Source organism: Nitratireductor mangrovi (assembly GCF_007922615.2).
GTDB classification, from domain to species: domain Bacteria; phylum Pseudomonadota; class Alphaproteobacteria; order Rhizobiales; family Rhizobiaceae; genus Mangrovimarina; species Mangrovimarina mangrovi.
This window is the reverse complement of record NZ_CP042301.2, coordinates 545,078-563,451: the sequence shown is the minus strand read 5'-3', so window position 1 is coordinate 563,451 and position 18,374 is coordinate 545,078. Positions and strand designations below refer to the sequence as shown.

General features: G+C 66.6%; 19 protein-coding genes and 1 pseudogene. 14 read left to right on the top strand and 6 right to left on the bottom strand.

Annotated elements, in window-relative coordinates:
- Positions 1-64: 64 nt before the first annotated feature.
- Complete coding sequence (locus FQ775_RS02670; protein ID WP_146301661.1) at positions 65-1,225, bottom strand: PcfJ domain-containing protein; 1,161 nt, start codon at positions 1,223-1,225, stop codon at positions 65-67.
- A gap of 313 nt (positions 1,226-1,538) precedes the next feature.
- Between FQ775_RS02670 and FQ775_RS02665 the strand changes: the two genes are divergently transcribed.
- The 9 genes from FQ775_RS02665 (at position 1,539) to FQ775_RS02625 (ending at position 10,448) form a co-directional block, all read left to right on the top strand.
- Positions 1,539-3,137 carry an AMP-binding protein gene (locus FQ775_RS02665; RefSeq protein ID WP_146301662.1) on the top strand — a complete coding sequence of 533 codons (1,599 nt, stop codon included), beginning with the start codon at positions 1,539-1,541 and terminating at the stop codon, positions 3,135-3,137.
- Positions 3,134-4,618, top strand: coding sequence for a hypothetical protein (locus tag FQ775_RS02660; RefSeq protein ID WP_167812744.1), 1,485 nt, complete (start codon positions 3,134-3,136; stop codon positions 4,616-4,618). Before FQ775_RS02665 ends, FQ775_RS02660 begins: the two co-directional genes overlap by 4 nt.
- 2 nt (positions 4,619-4,620) lie before the next feature.
- The gene (locus FQ775_RS02655) at positions 4,621-4,848 is read left to right on the top strand and encodes a phosphopantetheine-binding protein (protein ID WP_167812743.1); all 228 of its coding nucleotides are present in this window, start codon (positions 4,621-4,623) and stop codon (positions 4,846-4,848) included.
- A 99-nt stretch (positions 4,849-4,947) separates the two neighbouring features.
- The gene (locus FQ775_RS02650; protein WP_146302123.1) at positions 4,948-6,249 is read left to right on the top strand and encodes an MFS transporter; all 1,302 of its coding nucleotides are present in this window, start codon (positions 4,948-4,950) and stop codon (positions 6,247-6,249) included.
- 11 nt (positions 6,250-6,260) lie between these two features.
- The gene (locus FQ775_RS02645) at positions 6,261-6,698 is read left to right on the top strand and encodes a YqaA family protein (RefSeq protein ID WP_146301664.1); all 438 of its coding nucleotides are present in this window, start codon (positions 6,261-6,263) and stop codon (positions 6,696-6,698) included.
- Positions 6,699-6,703: 5 nt separating this feature from the next.
- Complete coding sequence (locus FQ775_RS02640) at positions 6,704-7,414, top strand: HoxN/HupN/NixA family nickel/cobalt transporter (protein ID WP_206064873.1); 711 nt, start codon at positions 6,704-6,706, stop codon at positions 7,412-7,414.
- Positions 7,415-7,684: 270 nt separating this feature from the next.
- The gene (locus tag FQ775_RS02635) at positions 7,685-8,764 is read left to right on the top strand and encodes a trypsin-like serine peptidase (RefSeq protein WP_146301665.1); all 1,080 of its coding nucleotides are present in this window, start codon (positions 7,685-7,687) and stop codon (positions 8,762-8,764) included.
- A gap of 101 nt (positions 8,765-8,865) precedes the next feature.
- On the top strand, positions 8,866-9,636 hold the full coding sequence (locus tag FQ775_RS02630) for a hypothetical protein (RefSeq protein WP_146301666.1): 771 nt from the start codon (positions 8,866-8,868) through the stop codon (positions 9,634-9,636).
- A gap of 98 nt (positions 9,637-9,734) precedes the next feature.
- On the top strand, positions 9,735-10,448 hold the full coding sequence (locus tag FQ775_RS02625; protein WP_146301667.1) for a flavodoxin family protein: 714 nt from the start codon (positions 9,735-9,737) through the stop codon (positions 10,446-10,448).
- 24 nt (positions 10,449-10,472) lie between these two features.
- Here the strand turns inward: FQ775_RS02625 and FQ775_RS02620 are convergent, their stop codons facing one another.
- A complete protein-coding gene (locus tag FQ775_RS02620) occupies positions 10,473-10,832 on the bottom strand; it encodes a type II toxin-antitoxin system HicB family antitoxin (protein WP_146301668.1) in 360 nt (119 codons plus the stop codon).
- Positions 10,829-11,083: a type II toxin-antitoxin system HicA family toxin gene (locus FQ775_RS02615; protein WP_146301669.1), complete on the bottom strand. Its 255-nt coding sequence runs from the start codon at positions 11,081-11,083 to the stop codon at positions 10,829-10,831. Before FQ775_RS02615 ends, FQ775_RS02620 begins: the two co-directional genes overlap by 4 nt.
- 101 nt (positions 11,084-11,184) lie before the next feature.
- Between FQ775_RS02615 and FQ775_RS02610 the strand changes: the two genes are divergently transcribed.
- Both FQ775_RS02610 and FQ775_RS02605 read left to right on the top strand, forming a co-directional pair.
- Positions 11,185-12,792: a carboxyl transferase domain-containing protein gene (locus tag FQ775_RS02610; protein WP_146301670.1), complete on the top strand. Its 1,608-nt coding sequence runs from the start codon at positions 11,185-11,187 to the stop codon at positions 12,790-12,792.
- A 168-nt stretch (positions 12,793-12,960) separates the two neighbouring features.
- A pseudogene (locus FQ775_RS02605) lies at positions 12,961-13,235 on the top strand (DUF2200 family protein); the annotation flags it as partial.
- A gap of 34 nt (positions 13,236-13,269) precedes the next feature.
- Here the strand turns inward: FQ775_RS02605 and FQ775_RS02600 are convergent.
- Entirely contained in the window at positions 13,270-13,449 is a 180-nt protein-coding gene (locus FQ775_RS02600; RefSeq protein ID WP_146301671.1) for a hypothetical protein, read from the bottom strand.
- Positions 13,450-13,597: 148 nt separating this feature from the next.
- On the opposite strand from FQ775_RS02600, the gene FQ775_RS02595 reads away from it, so the two are divergent.
- Positions 13,598-14,608 (top strand): helix-turn-helix domain-containing protein, encoded by a 1,011-nt coding sequence (locus tag FQ775_RS02595; protein WP_146301672.1) that lies wholly within the window; start codon positions 13,598-13,600, stop codon positions 14,606-14,608.
- A gap of 472 nt (positions 14,609-15,080) precedes the next feature.
- On the opposite strand, the gene FQ775_RS02590 is transcribed toward FQ775_RS02595, so the two are convergent.
- Positions 15,081-16,340: an MFS transporter gene (locus FQ775_RS02590; protein ID WP_146301673.1), complete on the bottom strand. Its 1,260-nt coding sequence runs from the start codon at positions 16,338-16,340 to the stop codon at positions 15,081-15,083.
- Between the two features lie 269 nt (positions 16,341-16,609).
- Here FQ775_RS02590 and FQ775_RS02585 point away from each other — a divergent pair, with 269 nt between their 5' ends.
- Positions 16,610-17,281 carry a spermidine synthase gene (locus FQ775_RS02585; RefSeq protein WP_146301674.1) on the top strand — a complete coding sequence of 224 codons (672 nt, stop codon included), beginning with the start codon at positions 16,610-16,612 and terminating at the stop codon, positions 17,279-17,281.
- 103 nt (positions 17,282-17,384) lie between these two features.
- Complete coding sequence (locus tag FQ775_RS02580) at positions 17,385-17,738, top strand: DUF2200 domain-containing protein (protein ID WP_146301675.1); 354 nt, start codon at positions 17,385-17,387, stop codon at positions 17,736-17,738.
- 44 nt (positions 17,739-17,782) lie between these two features.
- Here the strand turns inward: FQ775_RS02580 and FQ775_RS02575 are convergent, their stop codons facing one another.
- Positions 17,783-18,247, bottom strand: a complete 465-nt coding sequence (locus FQ775_RS02575) for a P-loop nucleotide/nucleoside kinase family protein (RefSeq protein WP_146302125.1) — start codon at positions 18,245-18,247, stop codon at positions 17,783-17,785.
- Between the last annotated feature and the right edge of the window lie 127 nt (positions 18,248-18,374).

Genomic DNA, 18,374 nt, shown 5'->3' with positions numbered 1-18,374 from the left:
AAAGGAAACCGCGGGCGACCCAGCAACGGCACGGCCGGCCGCGCGATGATCGCCCGCACACCCCTCACCCCGACACCACGCCACGCGCCTTGGCCCAGCGCATGATCACCTTCTGCTCGTCGGGCAGAGCCGGCCGGTTGGCGAAGCCGCGCACCTGGACGATGCGGTCGTGGCGGTCGAGCTCGATCGTCAGCAGCCGCTCGGCCTTTCCGGCACCACGGCGCGCCAGCGACCAGATCGAGGCCGAGCCGGCGATGCATTTCGCCGCATAGGTCGAGACGCAATGGCGCATGGCGCGGGTCTCGGCCACCAGTTCGGCGGCCGAGGAGAGCTGGCGCACGACATATTCCTCGCGGCGGGCGCGCGGCTCCTTGGCCGAGGGCTTCCACGACCAGTCGGCAAGGCCCGAACCGGCCCAGCGGCCGCCCTCGGGCTCGGCCGGCATGCCGGCCCGCGCCCGCGCCTGCAGCGCCCGGCGGCGCGCCGCCTCGATGCGCTGGATCGTGGCGAGGTCGCGGTGCCATTCATGCATCTGGCGCTCCAGCGAGGCGAGCGTACGGCCCTTGACGCTGTAGTGGCGGTCGCGGCGCCGGCAGGCGGAGAGATAGTCGACCAGATCGTCGATGGTTTCGATCGGCGCCGGATGCGCCGCGAAGAACTGTACCACCTCACGCCAGAAGGCGAGCTGGCGCCGCGGCTTGTAGGCGATCTTGGAGCGCGCGATCCTCAGCGCGACGCCGAGATCGTCGGTGTAGCTGCGCGCCACCGCCTGCCAGAACGCCGCCTCGAAAGACAGCTCGCCCGGCGGGTTCAGGAAGCGGTGTACCTCCTTGCGGGTCAGCCACTTGCCGGCGCCCTCCTTGTAGAGCGAGCCACCGCGCGCGGCGATGATGTACCAGCCCTTGCGCAGCCGCACCTCGTCGATGTCGAGGCCCCCCTGGTCGATCCAGATCGCCTCGAGCGAAGGCGCGACGGCATAACGCGCATAAAGGTGCCGGGCCGCGGCCAGGCGCAGCCGTGCGGCGTCGCGCGACTTCATGCGCGGCCGCCAGGCGGACGGGTCGCGGATCGCGTCCGCGGCAAACCCGGCCTTCGCCTCGGCGAGCGCCTTGTTGAAATCGGGAGCCGGACGCGCCGCGCGGCGGACGCGCTTCAGCGTGGCATCATAAGCTTGAATTCTTTCGCGCTCGGCCTGCTGCCGGCGCGCAATCATGGAACGGGCCATGGCCTCCGGGCCTCAAGGAAAATCTGTCAGCCGAACGCAATTCGAGCGTCGGCACGGATCGTGGCGAACTCGAATGCGGTTTCATCGACAGGGCTCCTTTCAGCCTGGGTGGACGCGCCTCCTACCCGCGCATCATGGCATGGACAAGGCAGGCATGCGGTACAGGAGCGGCCGGCCACCGGCCGCCTGGCAAGCACCTGCATCAAAGACGCGGCAAAGCTGCGGTTAAGGTTAAGTGCGACTGTTATTTGATTCCCGCCATGCCCAACCGCATTTTGGTGCGCAAATTCGCGCAAGATCGGGGGCCGAATCCATGGGCAGGGACAGCGAAACAGGCTGGAATATTGCCGGACCGCTCTTCCAGACGGCGCAGACCGTTCCGGATCATCCTGCCGTCGTGGTCGGCAAGGCCACGCTTTCCTACGCCGAACTGGCACGCAGCGCGAGCGCACTGGCGCGGGTGCTGAGGCCGCGGCTCGTCACGCGGCGCGTCGGCATTCTGGCGACGCGATCGCTCGCCGCCTATCAGGGCATAGCCGGCGCGGCGTGGGCCGGCGCCACCTACGTTCCACTCAACCTGAAATGGCCGGCCGAGCGCCTTGTCGCCCTCATGAAGGAACTGGCGCTCGACGCGCTTGTCGTCGACCGCAACGGCGCAAGGTTGCTCGACCGGGCCGTTCTGGAGGCCGCCCCGAAGCTGATCATCGCCAGCGACGACGCGGCGGCCGTGCCCGGCGCGCTGCGCATCGGCGAACTGGAAGACCGCGGTATCGAGGCGCCGGCGCCGATGCCGGCCGAGCACAGCGCCTACATCATGTTCACCTCGGGCTCGACCGGGCTGCCCAAGGGGGTCGTCGTCTCCTGCGGCTCCCTTGCCGCCTATCTCCATGAGACCCGCAAATGGGCCGGCTTCACCACCGCCGACCGCGTCGCCGAGGCGCATGACGTGACCTTCGACCTCTCGGTCCACAACATGTTCCTGGCCTTCGAGGCCGGCGCCACGCTGCACATCATGAGCACGCTCGACATGATGGCGCCGCAGCGTTTCGTCAGATCGAACGAGATCACCGCCTGGATGTCGGTGCCGACCATCGTCGCCATGATGCGCGCCAACGGCCTTTTGAAGGACGGGCTGTTCCCGTCGCTGCGCCTTTCGGTGTTCTGCGGCGAGCCGCTGCCCATCCCGGCGGTCGAGGCATGGGCGCGGGCAGCGCCCAATTCGGTGGTCGAGAACATCTACGGGCCGACCGAATGCACCGTCGTGTGCATGCGCCAGCGCCTGACCGATCCGCCGGTCGCGACGCCGAAACGCAATATCCTGGCGATCGGTCGTCCCTACGACAATTTCCGCGTCGCGCTTTTCGACGGCGACCAGAAGCCGGTCCCGCGCGGCGAGATCGGCGAGATCGCGCTTTCGAGCGCGCAGCTTTCGGACGGCTATTTCGGCAAGCCGGAACTGACCGCCGACCGCTTCCGCATGATCAACGGCGAGCGCTGGTATCTCACCGGCGACCTCGGCGTCGAAGACGAAAACGGCGTCTTCCACCACATGGGCCGGGCCGACAACCAGATCAAGCTCAAGGGCAACCGCATCGAGCTCGAGGAAGTCGAGATGCATCTGCGCCGCACCGCCGGCACCGACCTCGCCTCCGTCGTCGCATGGCCGATCGTCGACGGCAGCGCGCAGGGGCTCGTCGCCTTCATCGCCGGCAAGGACGGTGACGGTGCCGCCCTGCAGCAGGCGATGATGCAGAGCCTGCCGCGCTACATGGTGCCGCAGCGCGTGGTCTTCGCGGAGAGATTGCCGCAAAACGCCAACGGCAAGACCGACCGCCGGGCGCTCGCCGCATGGCTCGATACGGATTCGGCCAAGGGCGACGCCGAGACCTCGCCACAGGCGGTCGTGGCGTGAGCAGCGTCACCGGCGAACTCGCCGGCCGCCCCACTCCGCTCGGGAGCCTCGCCGCGCTCCGGCGCGCCTGGCTCGGTATCGACAAGAACCCGGCGGCGATCGCCTTCACGGCGACGCCGGTCGGCACCGCCGTGGTCATCGCCGCGTTCCTGATCGCGCTTGGAGCGAGCCTGAAGGTCTCCCTGCCCACGCTGGCGCTGACGGCGGTGACGCTTGCCGCCATCGCCATCGTCCCGGCGCGACGCATCGCCATCATCTGCGGCGCCTCGATCTTCTTCTTCGTCATGCGGCCGTTCCGCATCAGCGGCTGGCAGACGCTCACCGACCAGCTGGCACCCGCCCTGTCGGCGCTTCCGGCCGCGGCGGTTTTGCCGGCGGTGGCCCTGTCCTTCCTCGCCATCGCCTTCGCCGTGCTCGCCACAATGCGCCGCTGGCCGCAGAGCGCTGCGGCGCGGCGCCCGGTCCTGTCGCTGATCCTGGGCTGGTTCGGCCTTCTAGCCGCGGCGATGTGGGCGCCTCCCGGCACGCCGGCCCACGCGCTCTTGTGGATCCTCACCGGGGTGTCGATCTCGTCCCTCTGGTATCTCGCCTATGCCGCCATCGACCTCAAGGGCAAGGCGCAGATGCCGGTCGCGGCGCGCGCCTCCTTCATGCGGCCGTTCTGGGGCGGCAGCGCGATCCCGATCGGCAAGAGCTTCGGCTACCTCTCAAGGTTCGACGCCCGCAACGAGGACGAACTGGCCACGACCCGGCTCAAGGGTCTCAAGCTCGCCGTCTGGGCCGCCATCCTCTCCGGCCTGCTGTTCGCCGCCGAAACCGTGCTTTACGAGGCCGGGCCATTGGTGCCGCTGCACGACGCCGTGCTTGCCCATGCCGGCGAACGCAGCCTCGGCACCGGCCTCAACTGGGCCATCGTTGTCACGAACTATTTCCTCGACCTGGTGATCATCGCGGTCTGGGGCCACGTCATCGTTGCCACGGTCAGGATGTGCGGCTGGCGCATTCCGCGCAACACGGTCAACCCGCTTGCCTCGCGCACGCTGGCCGAGTTCTGGAACCGCTATTTCTTCTATTTCAAGGAACTGCTGGTCGACCTGTTCTTCTACCCGGCCTTCCTGCGCTATTTCAAAGGCCACACCAAGCTGCGCATCGCCTTTGCGACCTTCTGCGCGGCCGGGCTCGGCAACTTCCTCTACCATTTCATGCGCGAGACCTACGTGTTCGCGACCGCCGACATCCTCGACGTGATCTGGATCTTCCAGTCGGCGATCTTCTACACCGCCGTCCTCGCCGCCGGCCTCATCGTCTCGCAATGGCGCGGGCGCAAGGCAAAGCCGGAGGATGGTTTTTTCGCCTACCATGTATGGCCGCGCCTCAACGTGATGGCCTTCTTCTGCTTCCTGAAGATTTTCGACGACATTTCCGGCGAAGGCACGCTTCTGGAGCGTGCGGCCTTCACCGCCAGCCTGTTCGGAGGATGAACATGAGCACGATACGCCAGGCCGTTGTTGATATCCTGGTCGAGCGCGGCGGGGACCCGTCGATCGACCCGGGCGAGGCGCTGTTCACGTCGGGCCGGCTCGATTCGGTGGCCGCGGTCCAGATCATGCTGGTTCTGGAGCGCGATTTCGGCATCGACCTCGCCGAGGCCGATTTCGACATCTCGCGCCTCGACACGCTCAACGATCTCGAGCAGCTGGTCTCCGCCTGACATCCCGGCGGTTCTGGACCGCCACGCAGGCAATCGGCCTCGGCGGCGCCAACCCGTCGGTCGATGAAATCGGGGCAATAAGCGAGTATCGTGTCCGCGATGCTCGCCGTTCTCGCGAATCGAACCTATCGTCACCTGTTCGCCGCGCAGGTGATCGCGCTGACCGGCACCGGGCTGGCGACGGTGGCGCTCGGCCTGCTCGCCTTCGAGCTCGCGGGCGCGGATGCAGGCATGGTGCTGGGCACCGCTCTCGCCATCAAGATGATCGCCTATGTCGGCGTGGCGCCGATTGCAGCAGCGTTCGCGGAGAAACTGCCGCGCCGGGCGATGCTCGTGGCGCTGGATCTGGTGCGCGCGGGCGTTGCGGTGCTGCTCCCCTTCGTCACCGAGGTCTGGCAGGTCTATGTCCTGATCTTCCTGCTCCAGTCCGCCTCGGCTGCCTTCACGCCGACGTTCCAGGCAACGATCCCGGATGTGCTGCCGGATGAGAAGGAATATACGCGCGCACTCTCCCTCTCCCGGCTGGCCTATGATCTGGAGAGTGTCGTCAGCCCGCTGCTGGCGGCTGCGCTGCTCACCGTCGTCTCCTTCCACAATCTCTTTGCCGGCACGGTCATCGGCTTCTTGTTGTCAGCGGCGCTCGTGCTTTCAGTCGCGCTGCCCGGCCCGCAGCCGTCCGAGCCGCGCGGGATCTACGACGGGACCACGCGCGGTCTGCGTATCTATCTGGCAACGCCGCGCCTCAGAGGGCTTCTGGCCATCAACGCTGCCGTCGCATCCGCCGGCGCGCTCGTAATCGTGAACACCGTCGTTTACGTGCAGGCAGAGTTCGGTCTCGATCAGCAGGCGACGGCTCTGGCGCTGGCCGCGTTCGGCGGCGGCTCCATGGTCGCGGCGCTTACGCTGCCAAAACTCCTCGAAACGGTAGCGGACCGCAGCGCCATGATCGCGGGGGCATCGTTGCTCGCGGCCGGCACCCTTACCGCGGCGGCGGTGCCCGGCTATCTCTGGCTGCTGCCGCTCTGGTTTGTCATCGGCCTGGGCTACTCGACGGCGCAGACGCCATCAGGTCGCTTGTTGCGGCGCTCGTCGAAGCCGGAGGATCGCCCTGCACTGTTTGCCGCGCAGTTTGCGCTCTCGCATGCCTGCTGGCTGATCGCGTATCCTCTCGCTGGCTGGGCGGGCTCCGCTCTCGGCCTGCAAACAACGGCGATTGCGCTCGCAATCCTGGCAATCATGGCCATTGTCGCGGCGCTTTCATTATGGCCGGCAGGGGACCCGGAGGTGATCGCCCACGACCACAGCGACCTGCCTGCCGGTCACCCTCATCTCAGGCACGCCACGCGCCGTCATCATGCTCATGTGTATGTCATCGACGACCTGCACCGGACATGGCCGTAGGCATCTGATCTATGGAAGATATGGCCGCGCTCGCGGGATTGTTCGGCATCGCCTTTGCGGCGGCCACGCTGCTTCCGGCCCAATCGGAGGCCACGCTGGTCGCGTTGCAACTGGCCGGTTATCCGGCACCCCTGCTCGTGGCGGTGGCCAGCCTCGGCAACACGCTCGGCGCCGTCGTCAACTGGGCACTTGGCCGTGGGGCCGAACGTTTCAGCGGGCGGCGCTGGTTTCCCGTGTCACCGGCGTCATTGCAACGCGCATCGGCGTGGTATCGAAAATGGGGACGCTGGAGCCTCCTCCTGTCCTGGGCGCCGATCGGCGGCGATGCGCTGACCGTGGCGGCGGGCGTGCTGCGTGAGCCGTTCTGGAGTTTCCTGGTGCTGGTCGCCATCGCCAAGACCGGACGGTACCTCGTGCTTGCGGCGGCAACGGCCGGATTGATCGGATGATGTGGTTGTTCCAGGACCTGATCGCCATCCAGCGGGAAATCTATCTCGCCTTCGGCGAACGTATCCGGGCCTTCGCCGATAGCGGCGACTGGTCGCTGCTCGCGTTCCACCTCCCCATGGGCATCCTGTTCGGCGCCGTGCATGCCTTGACGCCGGGGCACAGCAAGGCGGTGCTGGCGGCTTACCTGACCGGCTCGACCGCACGCGTGCCGCGCGCCCTGGGCATCTCCCTCATCCTTTCGACCGTCCATGTCGGCATGTCGGTGTTCATTGCCTTACTGTCGCTTCCGCTCGTCTCAGTCGCGCTGGGCAGCGTCGGCCGCGCACCGCTTCTGGAAAACCTCAGTCGCGGGTTGCTCGGCGCCATCGGCGTGTGGATGCTGTGGCAGGCGGCGCGCGGAACCGGACATGCGCACCGTCGCGACACCGCTGCCGGTTTCGCGGCGGGACTCATTCCCTGTCCGCTGACGCTCTTCGTGATGACATTTGCCATTTCGCGCGGCGTGCCGGAGGCAGGCGTGGCCTTCGCGGTGGTCATGCTGGGCGGGGTTGCATTCGTTCTGGCAGCCGTCGCGGTCGCGGCCGTCATTTTCCGCCAGAGCCTTTTGCAATTGCTGGCTTCGCGCCCAAGCCTCCTGGACAGGACCACGAGATCGATCCAACTCGTCGTCGGGATTATCCTGGTGGTTGTCGCGGCCAACACGCTGGTGGGATGAAAGGCGCTGCCTGCTTGCATGGCCGCGCTGCACCGGTGCGCTCTTTCAAATCGACCCTTCGCCCCGCCCATTGTGACTTCCGTCACAGAAGTGTCTGCGGTGCCGGGTTAGTCTTCGCGCAGAGTTCAGGACAAAGCGGGCAAGCCACCATGCCGGACGGGAGACCGGCGTGAACGGGATGCGCGTGGCCGCCGCGGCGGCGGTCCGAGAACTCGTCGGGGCCTTTTGGCAAATGCCACATCGGGGGGCGTTTCAGGAAAGGACGACACCATGCAACATTCATCCAGAATCACCAGGCTCCAGGCCGTGGCCGCGGTGCTGGCCGCTTCCGTAGCGTTTTCGGCTCCCGCCTTCGCCGACGGCGAGGACGACGGCTTCGCCGGCGCCGACGGCGCACCGCCGCTGCCGCAGACCTCTGCCGAGTTCGACGATCGCGAGCAGTTCGTGCCGCCGCTGGCGCTGCCGATCGAGGACACCTACATCAAGGAGGCGCTGTCGCGTGACCTGTCGGAACTGCGCGAGGACCTGACCGCGGTCTCGATCACGCCCGACGGCAAGGTCGAGGAACTGGCGCCTGACGACGCCATGCTGGAGCGCATGGTCGAGGCGATCGAGGAACTGGAGGGCGACGCCGGCTTCGAAGGCGGCGACGAAGGCGTCAACGAGGACGATTCCGCCTTCGAAAGCGATTCCGTCCAGTCCGAAAGCGTCATCGGCGCCGACACGCGTGTAAAGGTCAACGGCACCACAAGCTACCCGTACCGCACGGTCGGCCGCATCGACATCGGCTGCACCGGCACGCTGATCGGGCCGCGCCACGTGCTGACCGCCGGCCACTGCGTCTACAATATCTCGAACGACAAATGGTATTCGTCGCTCGCCTTCTCGCCGGGCCAGAACGGGGCCACGCGTCCCTGGGGCAAGATCGCCTGGAAACGTGCGGTCTCGGTCAAGGGCTGGACCAAGTCGCACAAGCGCGACTACGATTACGCCATGATCGTGCTCAGCCAGGACATCGGCAACACGGTCGGCTGGATGGGCTACGGGTGGAAGAACCCGATGCCGAAATACAATGTCAACATCAACGGCTATCCCGGCGACAAGCCGTCCGGCACGATGTGGCATGCCTTCTGCGGCATGAAGATCATTACCACCTACCGGCTCTATTATCCCTGCGATACCTTCGGCGGCATGAGCGGCTCGGGCGTCTATGTCTACTGGGCCTCGCAGAACAAGCGCACCATCTACGGCATCCACGCCTACGGCGTCGATTCGACCGGCTACAATGGCGCAACGCGCATCCGCAAGGCGGTGTTCGAAAACCTCAAGGGCTGGAAGGCCAAATACTGACGTCGCCGCGCCGGGCCCGACACAATCGGGCCCGGTTCTGCTGCTTTCTTGAGCCCCGGCCGGCGCATATGCCCCCGGCCGGCATCTTCGGAGTGTTGACCATGCGCGCCCTGCTTCCCGCCGCCATCCTCGCCGCCCTGGGCGCCGCCGACCCGGCCGCGGCACAGGCGCTGACGATCGGCGAAAACGACATCGTCTCGTTGTCGGGGGCGCCGGAAGTGGTTTCGGCAGCTGCCCGCGTCGATGCCGCCGGCCGGCCGGCGCTCGACCTCACCATGCGCTTTCCCAATGAATGCTACGCCGATATCGGCGCGAAAGTCTTCGCCATGCGCGCCGGCGATGGTCCGCCGCATGCCGTCGTCACCCAGCGCGTGACGGACACGGCCTGCATCGAGATTTTTCAGCCGGTCGAGCGCGGGGTGACGATACTCCTGCCCTCGGTCATGGCCGCCGACGAAATCAGGCTGATCGCCCGGTCTTCCGCAGGCCCGGTACAGACGCTTCAGACCACGATCGCGGGAGCACCGGGCGAAAACGCCATCGCCGAGGCCGAAACCCTTGCCGGCTTCGCGCCGGCCGCCACCGACATAACCGTCGCCGCGCCGGAATCCGGCCCCGGCTACACGGTCCACGCCACACTGACGCTTGACCCGGGCTGCGCGCCCGACGGCCTGTCGGCACGCCTCTTCGAGGTGCCGGACGCCGAGGGCCAGCCGAGCCTCGACGTGCTTTTCGTCAGCGCGCCGGCAGGCTGCGGAGGCAGCGGGACGGCCGAAATCGGCATCAATGTCGAAACGCCGCAGGCGCCGGCCGGCCGCAGCCTCTATGTCGCCAACGAGGCCGAACCCCTCCCGCGTCCGCTTGCGCCCTGACGGTCATCGCCTCCGCGGAACCGTGCCGCATATGACGGAACCTGCCGGTTGTCCCTGGCGTTGCGCCAGAATGGCATGACTCAAAGGGAGGAGACGCGATGACCCTCAGCGACAGGCAGAAGGACCTTTGCCGCGACCACGGTTTCGATTTTTCCGGGCTCAAGGCGCTGCTCATCAACTGCACGCTCAAGGCCTCCCACCAGGGCGGCTCGCACACCCAGACGCTGATGGACGACTCGATCGCCATCATGGAAAAATGCGGCGTGGCGGTCTCCTGCCTGCGCGCCGCCGACCATCATCTCGCCTTCGGCGTCCAGCCCGACATGCGCGAGCACGGCGCTTCCCGCGACGACTGGCCGGAGACTTTCTGGCCGAAGGTGCGCGAGGCCGACATCCTCGTGCTCGGCTCGCCGATCTGGCTCGGCGAGGAATCCTCGCTCTGCCGCGTCGTCATCGAGCGGCTTTACGCCCATTCCGCGCAGCGCAACGACAAGGGCCAGTATGTCTTCTACGGCAAGACCGGCGGCGCGATCGTCACCGGCAACGAGGACGGCATCAAGCATGTCGCCATGACCTGCCTCTACGCCATGCAGCATGTCGGCTACGTGATTCCGCCTCAGGCCGATTGCGGCTGGATCGGCGAGGCCGGCCCAGGCGCCTCCTATGGCGACATGCTCGACGACGGCAGCCGCGCCGGCTTCGACAACGACTTCACCCGCCGCAACCTGACCTTCATGACCTGGAACCTGATGCATGTCGCACGCATGCTGAAGGAGGCCGGCGGCCTGCCCGCCCACGGCAACACCGCCTGACGGCCGGCGTGCCTGCCCCGTCGATCAGCTGCGCACGCGCGTCCAGCCGGCCTCGACGCGTTTCGACGCCGCGTCCGCCAGCGTGTCCGAAATCCACTGATTGACCGACTTGCCGTCGCTCGCCGCGGCGCGGCTTACAAGGTCGTGAATTTCAGGTGTCGTGCGCAAGGCTAGCTTGCCGGAAAACGGCTTCTCGGGCTCCTTGCCCTGTTCGGCGCAAAAGGAAAGATAATCCTCGACGCTGTCGCGGAACGCTTTCACGAGACCTTCGGCGGTGCTCGCCTCATACGTCACCAGATCACGGATGCCCACGACCCGGCCGTGGAAGACAAGATCGTCCTCCTCGAACTCGACGGTCCCTGCATACCCCTTGTACGATCTCAAGGTCCTATTCCCGCTTCGCTCAAAAACTGTCTCACATTGCGCACCACATATCGCCGCGCGTCCGGCGAAGGGTGGGGCCGATGCACGAAAAGCGTTCTGCCACGCAGCGAAAAACGTATGCGCGATCCACTGCCTTCGCTGATTTCAGCGCCAAGTCCGATCAGCATCGCCTCGATATCTCGCCACTTGATCGTGCCGCTGACCGGATCGCGAAAAACCGCTTCCAGTGTGCGGCGATGTTTGGCATGCATGCTAACCTCCAGCGCGTTGCTCCGGCCAAGGCCGGCTCATTGGCGGTCGCACGTCATGCGCAACGATGATATTAGAATATGATATCAAAACGGAATCGTCAATGGCCGTCATCCAATCCGCCCTCTCCCCTGCCTCCGAGGCCTTCCGCGACAATGCCGCCCGCATGAAGGCGCTGGTGGCCGAGATCGCCGGCAAGGCGGCCGAGGTCGAGACCGGCGGCCCCGGGGAAGCACGCGAGCGCCACGTCGCGCGCGGCAAGCTGTTGCCGCGCGAGCGGCTGGCGCAGTTGCTCGACGCCGGCTCGCCCTTCCTGGAGATCGGCCAGTTCGCCGCCTTCGACATGTATTCCGGCGACATCGCGTCGGCCGGCATGATCGCCGGCATCGGCCGCGTCTCGGGCCGCGAGGTGATGATCGTCGTCAACGACGCCACCGTGAAGGGCGGCACCTATTATCCGATGACGGTGAAAAAGCACCTGCGCGCCCAGGAGATCGCGCTGCAGAACAACCTGCCCTGCATCTATCTGGTCGATTCGGGCGGCGCCAATCTGCCCAACCAGGACGAGGTCTTTCCCGACCGCGAGCATTTCGGCCGAATCTTCTTCAACCAGGCCAACATGTCGGCTGCCGGCATTCCGCAGATCGCCTGCGTCATGGGCTCGTGCACGGCGGGCGGCGCCTACGTGCCGGCGATGTCGGACGAAACCATCATGGTGCGCAAGCAGGCAACCATCTTCCTCGGCGGCCCGCCGCTGGTGAAGGCGGCGACCGGCGAGGACGTCTCGGCCGAGGAACTCGGCGGCGCCGACCTGCACACGCGCGAATCGGGCGTTGCCGACCATTACGCCATCAATGACGAGCACGCGCTCGGTCTGGTGCGCCGCATCGTCGCCAATCTCAACCGGCCCAAGCCGGCGCGGCTCGAGACGCGTGCGCCGCGCGCCCCGCTCTTCGCCGCCGAGGAGATCTACGGCGTCGTGCCCGGCGACACCCGCACGCCCTACGACGTGCGCGAGGTGATCGCCCGCATCGTCGACGGCTCCGAACTCGACGAGTTCAAGGCCAATTACGGCACCACGCTGGTCACCGGCTTTGCCCATCTCCACGGCCTGCCGGTCGGCATCATCGCCAACAATGGCGTGCTGTTTTCGGAATCAGCGCTCAAGGGCGCGCATTTCATCGAGCTCTGCTGCCAGCGCAACATCCCGCTGGTCTTCCTGCAGAACATCACCGGCTTCATGGTCGGCCGCAAATACGAGGCCGGCGGCATCGCCAAGGACGGCGCCAAGCTGGTCACCGCGGTCGCCACCGCGCGCGTGCCCAAGGTCACCATCATCATCGGCGGTTCCTTCGGCGCCGGCAATTACGGCATGTGCGGACGTGCCTACTCGCCGCGCTTCTTGTGGATGTGGCCCAATGCGCGCATCTCGGTGATGGGCGGCGAACAGGCCGCCACCGTGCTGTCGCTGGTCAAGCGCGAGGGCATCGAGAGGAAGGGCGGCGCCTGGTCGGCCGAGGAAGAGGCCGCGTTCAAGAAGCCGATCCTGGAAAAATACGAGCGCGAGGGCCACCCGCTCTATTCCTCGGCCCGGCTCTGGGACGACGGCATCATCGACCCGGCCAAGACGCGCCAGGTGCTGGCGCTGTCGCTCTCGGCCGCGCTCAACGCCGAGATGGCGGAGACGAAGTTCGGCGTCTTCAGGATGTGAGCAGCCGGTTCGCGAAGCGAAGTCATCGTGCCATTGGCACGATGAAAGGCTAGCGAACGCCGGGACGCTCCGCAGCAGCGGGGACCCGGCGAGCTAACGGTACAGCATCTCGACGCCGTCGTCATCCTCGGGCTTGACCCGAGGATCCATGCCTGAACGCCCAAAGGCACTAAGGCAGAAGTCGACCGGATCATCGCGTGGCTGATGGGCTACGACGACACGCCGGCCTCAAGGCGGTGCTGGACGACAAGACCGACATCGAGCACTTCATCACCGAAGCCCCTCGCCTCAACCCGAAGCGCGATCAGATCACCGGCCTGATCTGCGGCATTCGCGTCGAGGAAATCGAGGACCCGCTGATGCGCGAAATCCGCTACCTCGACAAGCTCATCGACGAGCTGGCGCGGGGCAGGAAGATGGAGAAGATATTGCGGGAGGGGTGACGGGGCGGCCCGAGGCCGCCCCGAAATGCACGTCTCAGATGGGCGGTTCGTGCCCCCCGCCCCCGTTGCGACGGTTGCGGAAATCTTCGATTGCCAGCACCAGGTAAAGCGCAGCCAGTAGACCGGATACGATCAGCTTATCTGCACCGATGCATGTTCCGGCGTAACCGGCGGACATGCCGGCATAGATGAATGAATGAACGTACTTAAGCATATCGGCGATCCTTATCGGTTGAGGGTCGCCGCCCGGACGGCTATGTTTTGTCGACTTGGGGAATCTAGGCTCGAAGGCGGGAATCCGACGGCACGGACGTTCGCCAGAATTGCGCTCTCTTACGCGCGGTGTACGGATTGTTACGGAAATGACCTTCGGCGCTCGTTTTGGCCTCCTAGTTCGCCGTTATCGAGAAAACGACGGCATCAGCGCGAGCGATCTGGCGCTAAAGGCGCTCGGCGATATCGCCAAGCGGTCTCGTGTTTCCGAAATCGAAAACGGGAAGGTCGCCCAGCCGCAAGCCAAGACAATTAGTGCCCTCTGTGAGGCACTAGGCATCTCAGACGAAGAAGTTGAAGCCTGCCGCCACCCGCCAGTTGCGGTCCATCCGCTTCCGCAGGACACCGGCTTGCCGTCAGCACTCCTGGAAAACCTCGCGATGCGTTTCGGGCATGACAATCCCGATGCGCCGGCGGCGGAACTCGAAAGCTTTCTCAAGCAAAAGGCTAAGGACTTCCAGGAAATGCAGGTGCGGCTTTCCGCGTTGGCGGAGGCCGAGGGTCGCATCGCCAATCTGATGGCTGCCGCCCAGGCGGCGCTGGCCGGCGGCGATTTCGAGGAAGCCGATGCGCGTCTGGCTGACGCCGAAGAAATGCAGCAGACCGAATACACGTTGAAACAGATTCGAAAGCAGGTCGATCTTCGAGTTGAGCGTGGACGTGCCGCCCTCTTGAAGGGTGATGCGAATCTGGCTGCGGAACATTTTCAGACCGCTGCAGGCTTTTTTGCGCCGTTCTCTGAGGACGATCAAGCAGGATTGATCGCCGTGCTGGCCACCGAGCTGTATGATCAAGGCAAACGGTTTGGCGGCGCAGGCCTCGCCGAAGCCGTCGAGGCCTATCGCGCCGCCCTGCGCGTCCGCACCGAGGCCGACCACCCGGTCCAATGGGCGATGACGCAGGAAAACATCGGCCTTACGTTTGTAAGCTTGGCGATATTCGAACCCGACAGGGCACGCACGCACGTGGAAACGGCGCTATTGCACTTGGACAATGCCCTAACGAAGTTCGACCCGGTTCACATGCCTTTCAACCACAACAAGGCTGCACAGGCGCGAGAGCGCGTATCGGAAGCCCTTGCAGAGCTGGGCGGCAAGTAGGCTACTGGGTTGTGGGCTTGAATAATTCAATCCCGTTTGTTCGACCGCAGCCGTATCTTCCGCCCCTCCTACCGATATTTCCCACGTATTTTATCCCGCCTCCGCCACCTCCCCTACCATGCCTCTCGCAAATACCGCTGCGCGGGGTCCGCAGGACTCCGGTCGACAATGAGGTTGGAATGGACTGGGCATTTGCAATCAGACGCAATGGCGCAGGGCTGGAGCGCATTCTCGCGGCGCCGTTCGCGCTTGCCGGGCTTAAAGAAAGCGGGCAGGCAGGCTACGCGCGTGCCGCCACCCTGCCCCGCCATCTCCTTGCCCATGCGCTGCGCATCCTGCGCGCCGCCGAATCCGCCATCGTCATTGCCGCGCGGGAGGTCCCGCCGAGTCCGGCCGGCGAGGGATCGCGACCGGACTTCGCCGCTCTCGGCGGCCCTCAACGCCGAGATGGCGGAGACGAAGTTCGGCGTCTTCAGGATGTAGGCGGCGGTGCCTCCTCCTCGGTGCGCGCATCCATGGTGGCGAGCGTTTCCGGCGTCGCCGCCGGCAGCGCCGGCACCACCCGGAAATCGGTGCGCAGTTCGGGCGGCAGCGCTTCGTTCCGCCACGAGCGCCACAGCGCGTAGAGCCCGTAGACCGCATAGACGCCGCCGATCGCCATGAAGAAGCCGTTCGGCCCGAAGCCGTCCATCAGCCGCCCGCCGAGCTGCGGGCCGACCATGGTGCCGATCCCGTAGACGATCAGCAGCCCGCCCGAGACCTGCACGAACTCGTCCGAACTCGCCTGGTCGTTGGCGTGGGCGACGTTGAGGGCGTAGATGGTGAAGAGCACCGAGCCGAGCGCGAACGTGCCGAGGATGATGCTGACCGGCCGCGTCGGCGCCAGCACCACCATGGCGACCGAGATCGCCACCCCGATGGCGCCGGCCAGCGCCATGACATAGCGGCGGTCGACGCGGTCGGAGAGCTTGCCGAACGGCACCTGGAACAGCATGCCGCCGACCATGGCGGCGGTCAGCATCGCGGCAATGCCGGTCGAGGAGAGCCCGACCGCGCGCCCGTAGAGGGGGCCGAAATACATCCAGTTGCCGAAGATCACGCCGGCCAGCAGCGAGCCGACGACGGCTGCCGGCGACTTTCTGAACAGCGACAGCGCCTTGATCCGGACCTCGGCCAGCGGCTGCGGCGCCGGCGCGACCGACAGCGCCACCGGGATGAGCGCGGCGCCGAAGGCCAGCGCGGCGATCATGAACAGGTTCGCCGATCTGACGTCGCCGAGCGGCAGGATGAACTGGCCGACCGCGACGCCCGACATCGAGACGATCATGTAGGCGGCGAAGACCGCGCCGCGATTGCTGTTGCCGACGCGCTCGTTCAGCCAGCTTTCCACCACCATGTAGCCGCCCACCAGCGTCAGCCCGCCCATGGCGCGGAACACCGCCCAGGCCACCGGGTCGGTCACCATCGCGTGCAGCAGCATCGAGGCGGCGAGCGTCGTCTGCAGCACCGCGAACACCCTGATATGGCCGACCCGGCGCACGAAAAGCGGCGTCAGCAGGCATCCCGCGGTGAAGGCCACGGCATAGCAGGTGCCGATCCAGGCAATGGTCGTCGGCGACCAGCCCTCGGCCGCCGCGCGCAACGGCACGACCACGTTGCCGAGGCCGGTCCCCACCATCATCAGGAAGGTTCCGAGCAGGAGAGCGCCGAGCGGTCTGATCTCACGCAGCATGCCGGGGGTCCGTTGGACTGTTCACGCAGGCTTAGCCCCTGGCCGCCCGGTGCAATCCCATGAAAACGTCCCGTCGCTGCCGCATTTCAGCTAGTGAACGTCGTGGATTTCGGCGCGGCGTTGCGCCCTGCCGGCCGTGCCGCTAGAAGCAGCCGGCGACAGGGGCGGAGTCCAGATGGCAAACCACCGCATTGCCGGCATCGCGCGATCCAGCTTCCGCGACCTCGCCACATGAGTGCGCTGTTGCAAGCCCGACCGGAGTTGCCGCGATGATCCCGTGGGAAACGCTCGACACGGCGACCGTGCCCGGCGGCCGCGAGACGCTGCGGCTGAAGCGGCGCGGCACCGAGTTCTCCATCATGCTCGGCGCCAACGAACTGATGAACAGCCGGCTCAGCGGCTCGGAGGAGGCGCTGGCGCGGCTTGCGATCGAGCGCCTCGCCGCGCCCGCGCCGCGGCTCCTGATCGGCGGCCTCGGCCTCGGCTTCACGCTGCGCGCCTGCCTGCCGCTGCTGCCGCCGCAAGCGCGTGTCACCGTGGCCGAGCTGGTCCCGGCGGTGATCGCCTGGGCGCGCGGCCCGCTTGCGGTACTTCACGGCGACAGCCTCGACGACCCGCGCGTCACGGTGCTGGAGGCGGACGTCGCCGCCGCGATCCGCCAGGCGCGGGAGGGCTGGGACGCCATCCTGCTCGACGTCGACAACGGTCCCGAAGGGCTGAGCCGGGCCGGCAACGATGCGCTCTATAGCGCCGGCGGGCTTGCCGCCGCACGGTCGGCGCTGGCGCCCGGCGGCGTTCTCGCGGTGTGGTCGGCCAGGCCCGACCGCGGCTTCACCCGCCGCCTGCGCGCGGCCGGGCTGGCCGTCGAGGAAGTGACCGTGCGCGCCGGCACCACCAGGCGTGGCGCCCGCCACGTCATTTGGCTGGCAAGGAAGGCATGACCGCCGGGCCGGGCACGCACCACGAGGCGCGCCGACCTTGCATTTGGCGGCCGTCCGCCTCAGGCTCCGCCGCGCCGCGCACCACGATCACCGGGGAGCCCTGATGGCCAGGCACCGCATCTATGCGACGAGTTTCGCCAGCGTCTATCCGCACTATGTCGCCAAGGCCGAGAGGAAGGGGCGCACGAAGCAGGAGGTCGACGAGATCATCGCCTGGCTGACCGGCTACGGCCCCGCCGAGCTTGAGGCCGTGCTTGTGGCCAAGACCGATTTCGAGACCTTCTTCGCCGAGGCGCCGAAACCCAACCCGGCCCGCGACAAGGTCACCGGCGTGATCTGCGGCGTGCGCGTGGAAGAAGTCGAGGAGCCGACGATGCGCGAGATCCGCATCCTCGACAAGCTGGTCGACGAACTCGCCAGGGGCAAGGCGATGGAGAAGATCCTGCGGACGGCCTGACGCGCCCGCGCCCTGCCCGCAGCTCGCGGCCGCGCCGCTCGGCCCTACCCCTGATCGTGCAGGACGATCGAAAACCCCTCCTCCGCCGAAGGCTCGACGAAGTGGCTGGTGAAGAGGTCGAACTCGGCCTCGCTCACCCGGTATTCGTGCCCGCCCGTCGCGTTGCGGGCGGCGAGCCTCGCCTTGCACACGGCATCGCTCGCCCTGAGATAATGAAGCTCGTGCGCCGCGCCCGCCTTCTCGAAGATGCCGCGCATCCAGGCGCGCGCGGAAGGCGTGTTGGCCTGGAAGTCGAGCACCACGGAGACCGAGCGCAGCAGGTCGGCGACCAGCGGCGCCATGGCCTCGCGCAGCCGCCGCGTGCAGCGCGCATAGTCCTCGATCGTCGCGATCTCGCCCGGATAGAGCCGCGCCAGCCAGAAATCCTCGCTGATCAGCACGGTGTCCGGCGCCTGCGCCAGCCTCGCCGCCAGCGTCGACTTGCCTGAGGCGATCTTGCCGCAGATCATCAGGAGCTTGGGACGATGCAATTGCTTTTTCCGTTCTGGTGAGCCGGCGCGGATCACAGATATTTTCGGGCCGGGGGTCAAGCGCGGCGATGGTTTTCGCTCGGACTGGGTACCCGGTCGTTCATCC

Bases quoted from the DNA above. Each gene is read 5' to 3' on its own strand.
- FQ775_RS02600 (WP_146301671.1), bottom strand. From the start codon at position 13,449: ATGCTTAAGTACGTTCATTCATTCATCTATGCCGGCATGTCCGCCGGT.
- FQ775_RS02635 (WP_146301665.1), top strand. From the start codon at position 7,685: ATGCAACATTCATCCAGAATCACCAGGCTCCAGGCCGTGGCCGCGGTG.
- FQ775_RS02585 (WP_146301674.1), top strand. From the start codon at position 16,610: ATGATCCCGTGGGAAACGCTCGACACGGCGACCGTGCCCGGCGGCCGC.
- FQ775_RS02610 (WP_146301670.1), top strand. From the start codon at position 11,185: ATGGCCGTCATCCAATCCGCCCTCTCCCCTGCCTCCGAGGCCTTCCGC.
- FQ775_RS02650 (WP_146302123.1), top strand. From the start codon at position 4,948: ATGCTCGCCGTTCTCGCGAATCGAACCTATCGTCACCTGTTCGCCGCG.
- FQ775_RS02670 (WP_146301661.1), bottom strand. From the start codon at position 1,225: ATGGCCCGTTCCATGATTGCGCGCCGGCAGCAGGCCGAGCGCGAAAGA.
- FQ775_RS02580 (WP_146301675.1), top strand. From the start codon at position 17,385: ATGGCCAGGCACCGCATCTATGCGACGAGTTTCGCCAGCGTCTATCCG.
- FQ775_RS02575 (WP_146302125.1), bottom strand. From the start codon at position 18,247: ATGATCTGCGGCAAGATCGCCTCAGGCAAGTCGACGCTGGCGGCGAGG.
- FQ775_RS02590 (WP_146301673.1), bottom strand. From the start codon at position 16,340: ATGCTGCGTGAGATCAGACCGCTCGGCGCTCTCCTGCTCGGAACCTTC.
- FQ775_RS02595 (WP_146301672.1), top strand. From the start codon at position 13,598: ATGACCTTCGGCGCTCGTTTTGGCCTCCTAGTTCGCCGTTATCGAGAA.
- FQ775_RS02615 (WP_146301669.1), bottom strand. From the start codon at position 11,083: ATGCATGCCAAACATCGCCGCACACTGGAAGCGGTTTTTCGCGATCCG.
- FQ775_RS02625 (WP_146301667.1), top strand. From the start codon at position 9,735: ATGACCCTCAGCGACAGGCAGAAGGACCTTTGCCGCGACCACGGTTTC.
- FQ775_RS02630 (WP_146301666.1), top strand. From the start codon at position 8,866: ATGCGCGCCCTGCTTCCCGCCGCCATCCTCGCCGCCCTGGGCGCCGCC.
- FQ775_RS02665 (WP_146301662.1), top strand. From the start codon at position 1,539: ATGGGCAGGGACAGCGAAACAGGCTGGAATATTGCCGGACCGCTCTTC.
- FQ775_RS02645 (WP_146301664.1), top strand. From the start codon at position 6,261: ATGGAAGATATGGCCGCGCTCGCGGGATTGTTCGGCATCGCCTTTGCG.
- FQ775_RS02655 (WP_167812743.1), top strand. From the start codon at position 4,621: ATGAGCACGATACGCCAGGCCGTTGTTGATATCCTGGTCGAGCGCGGC.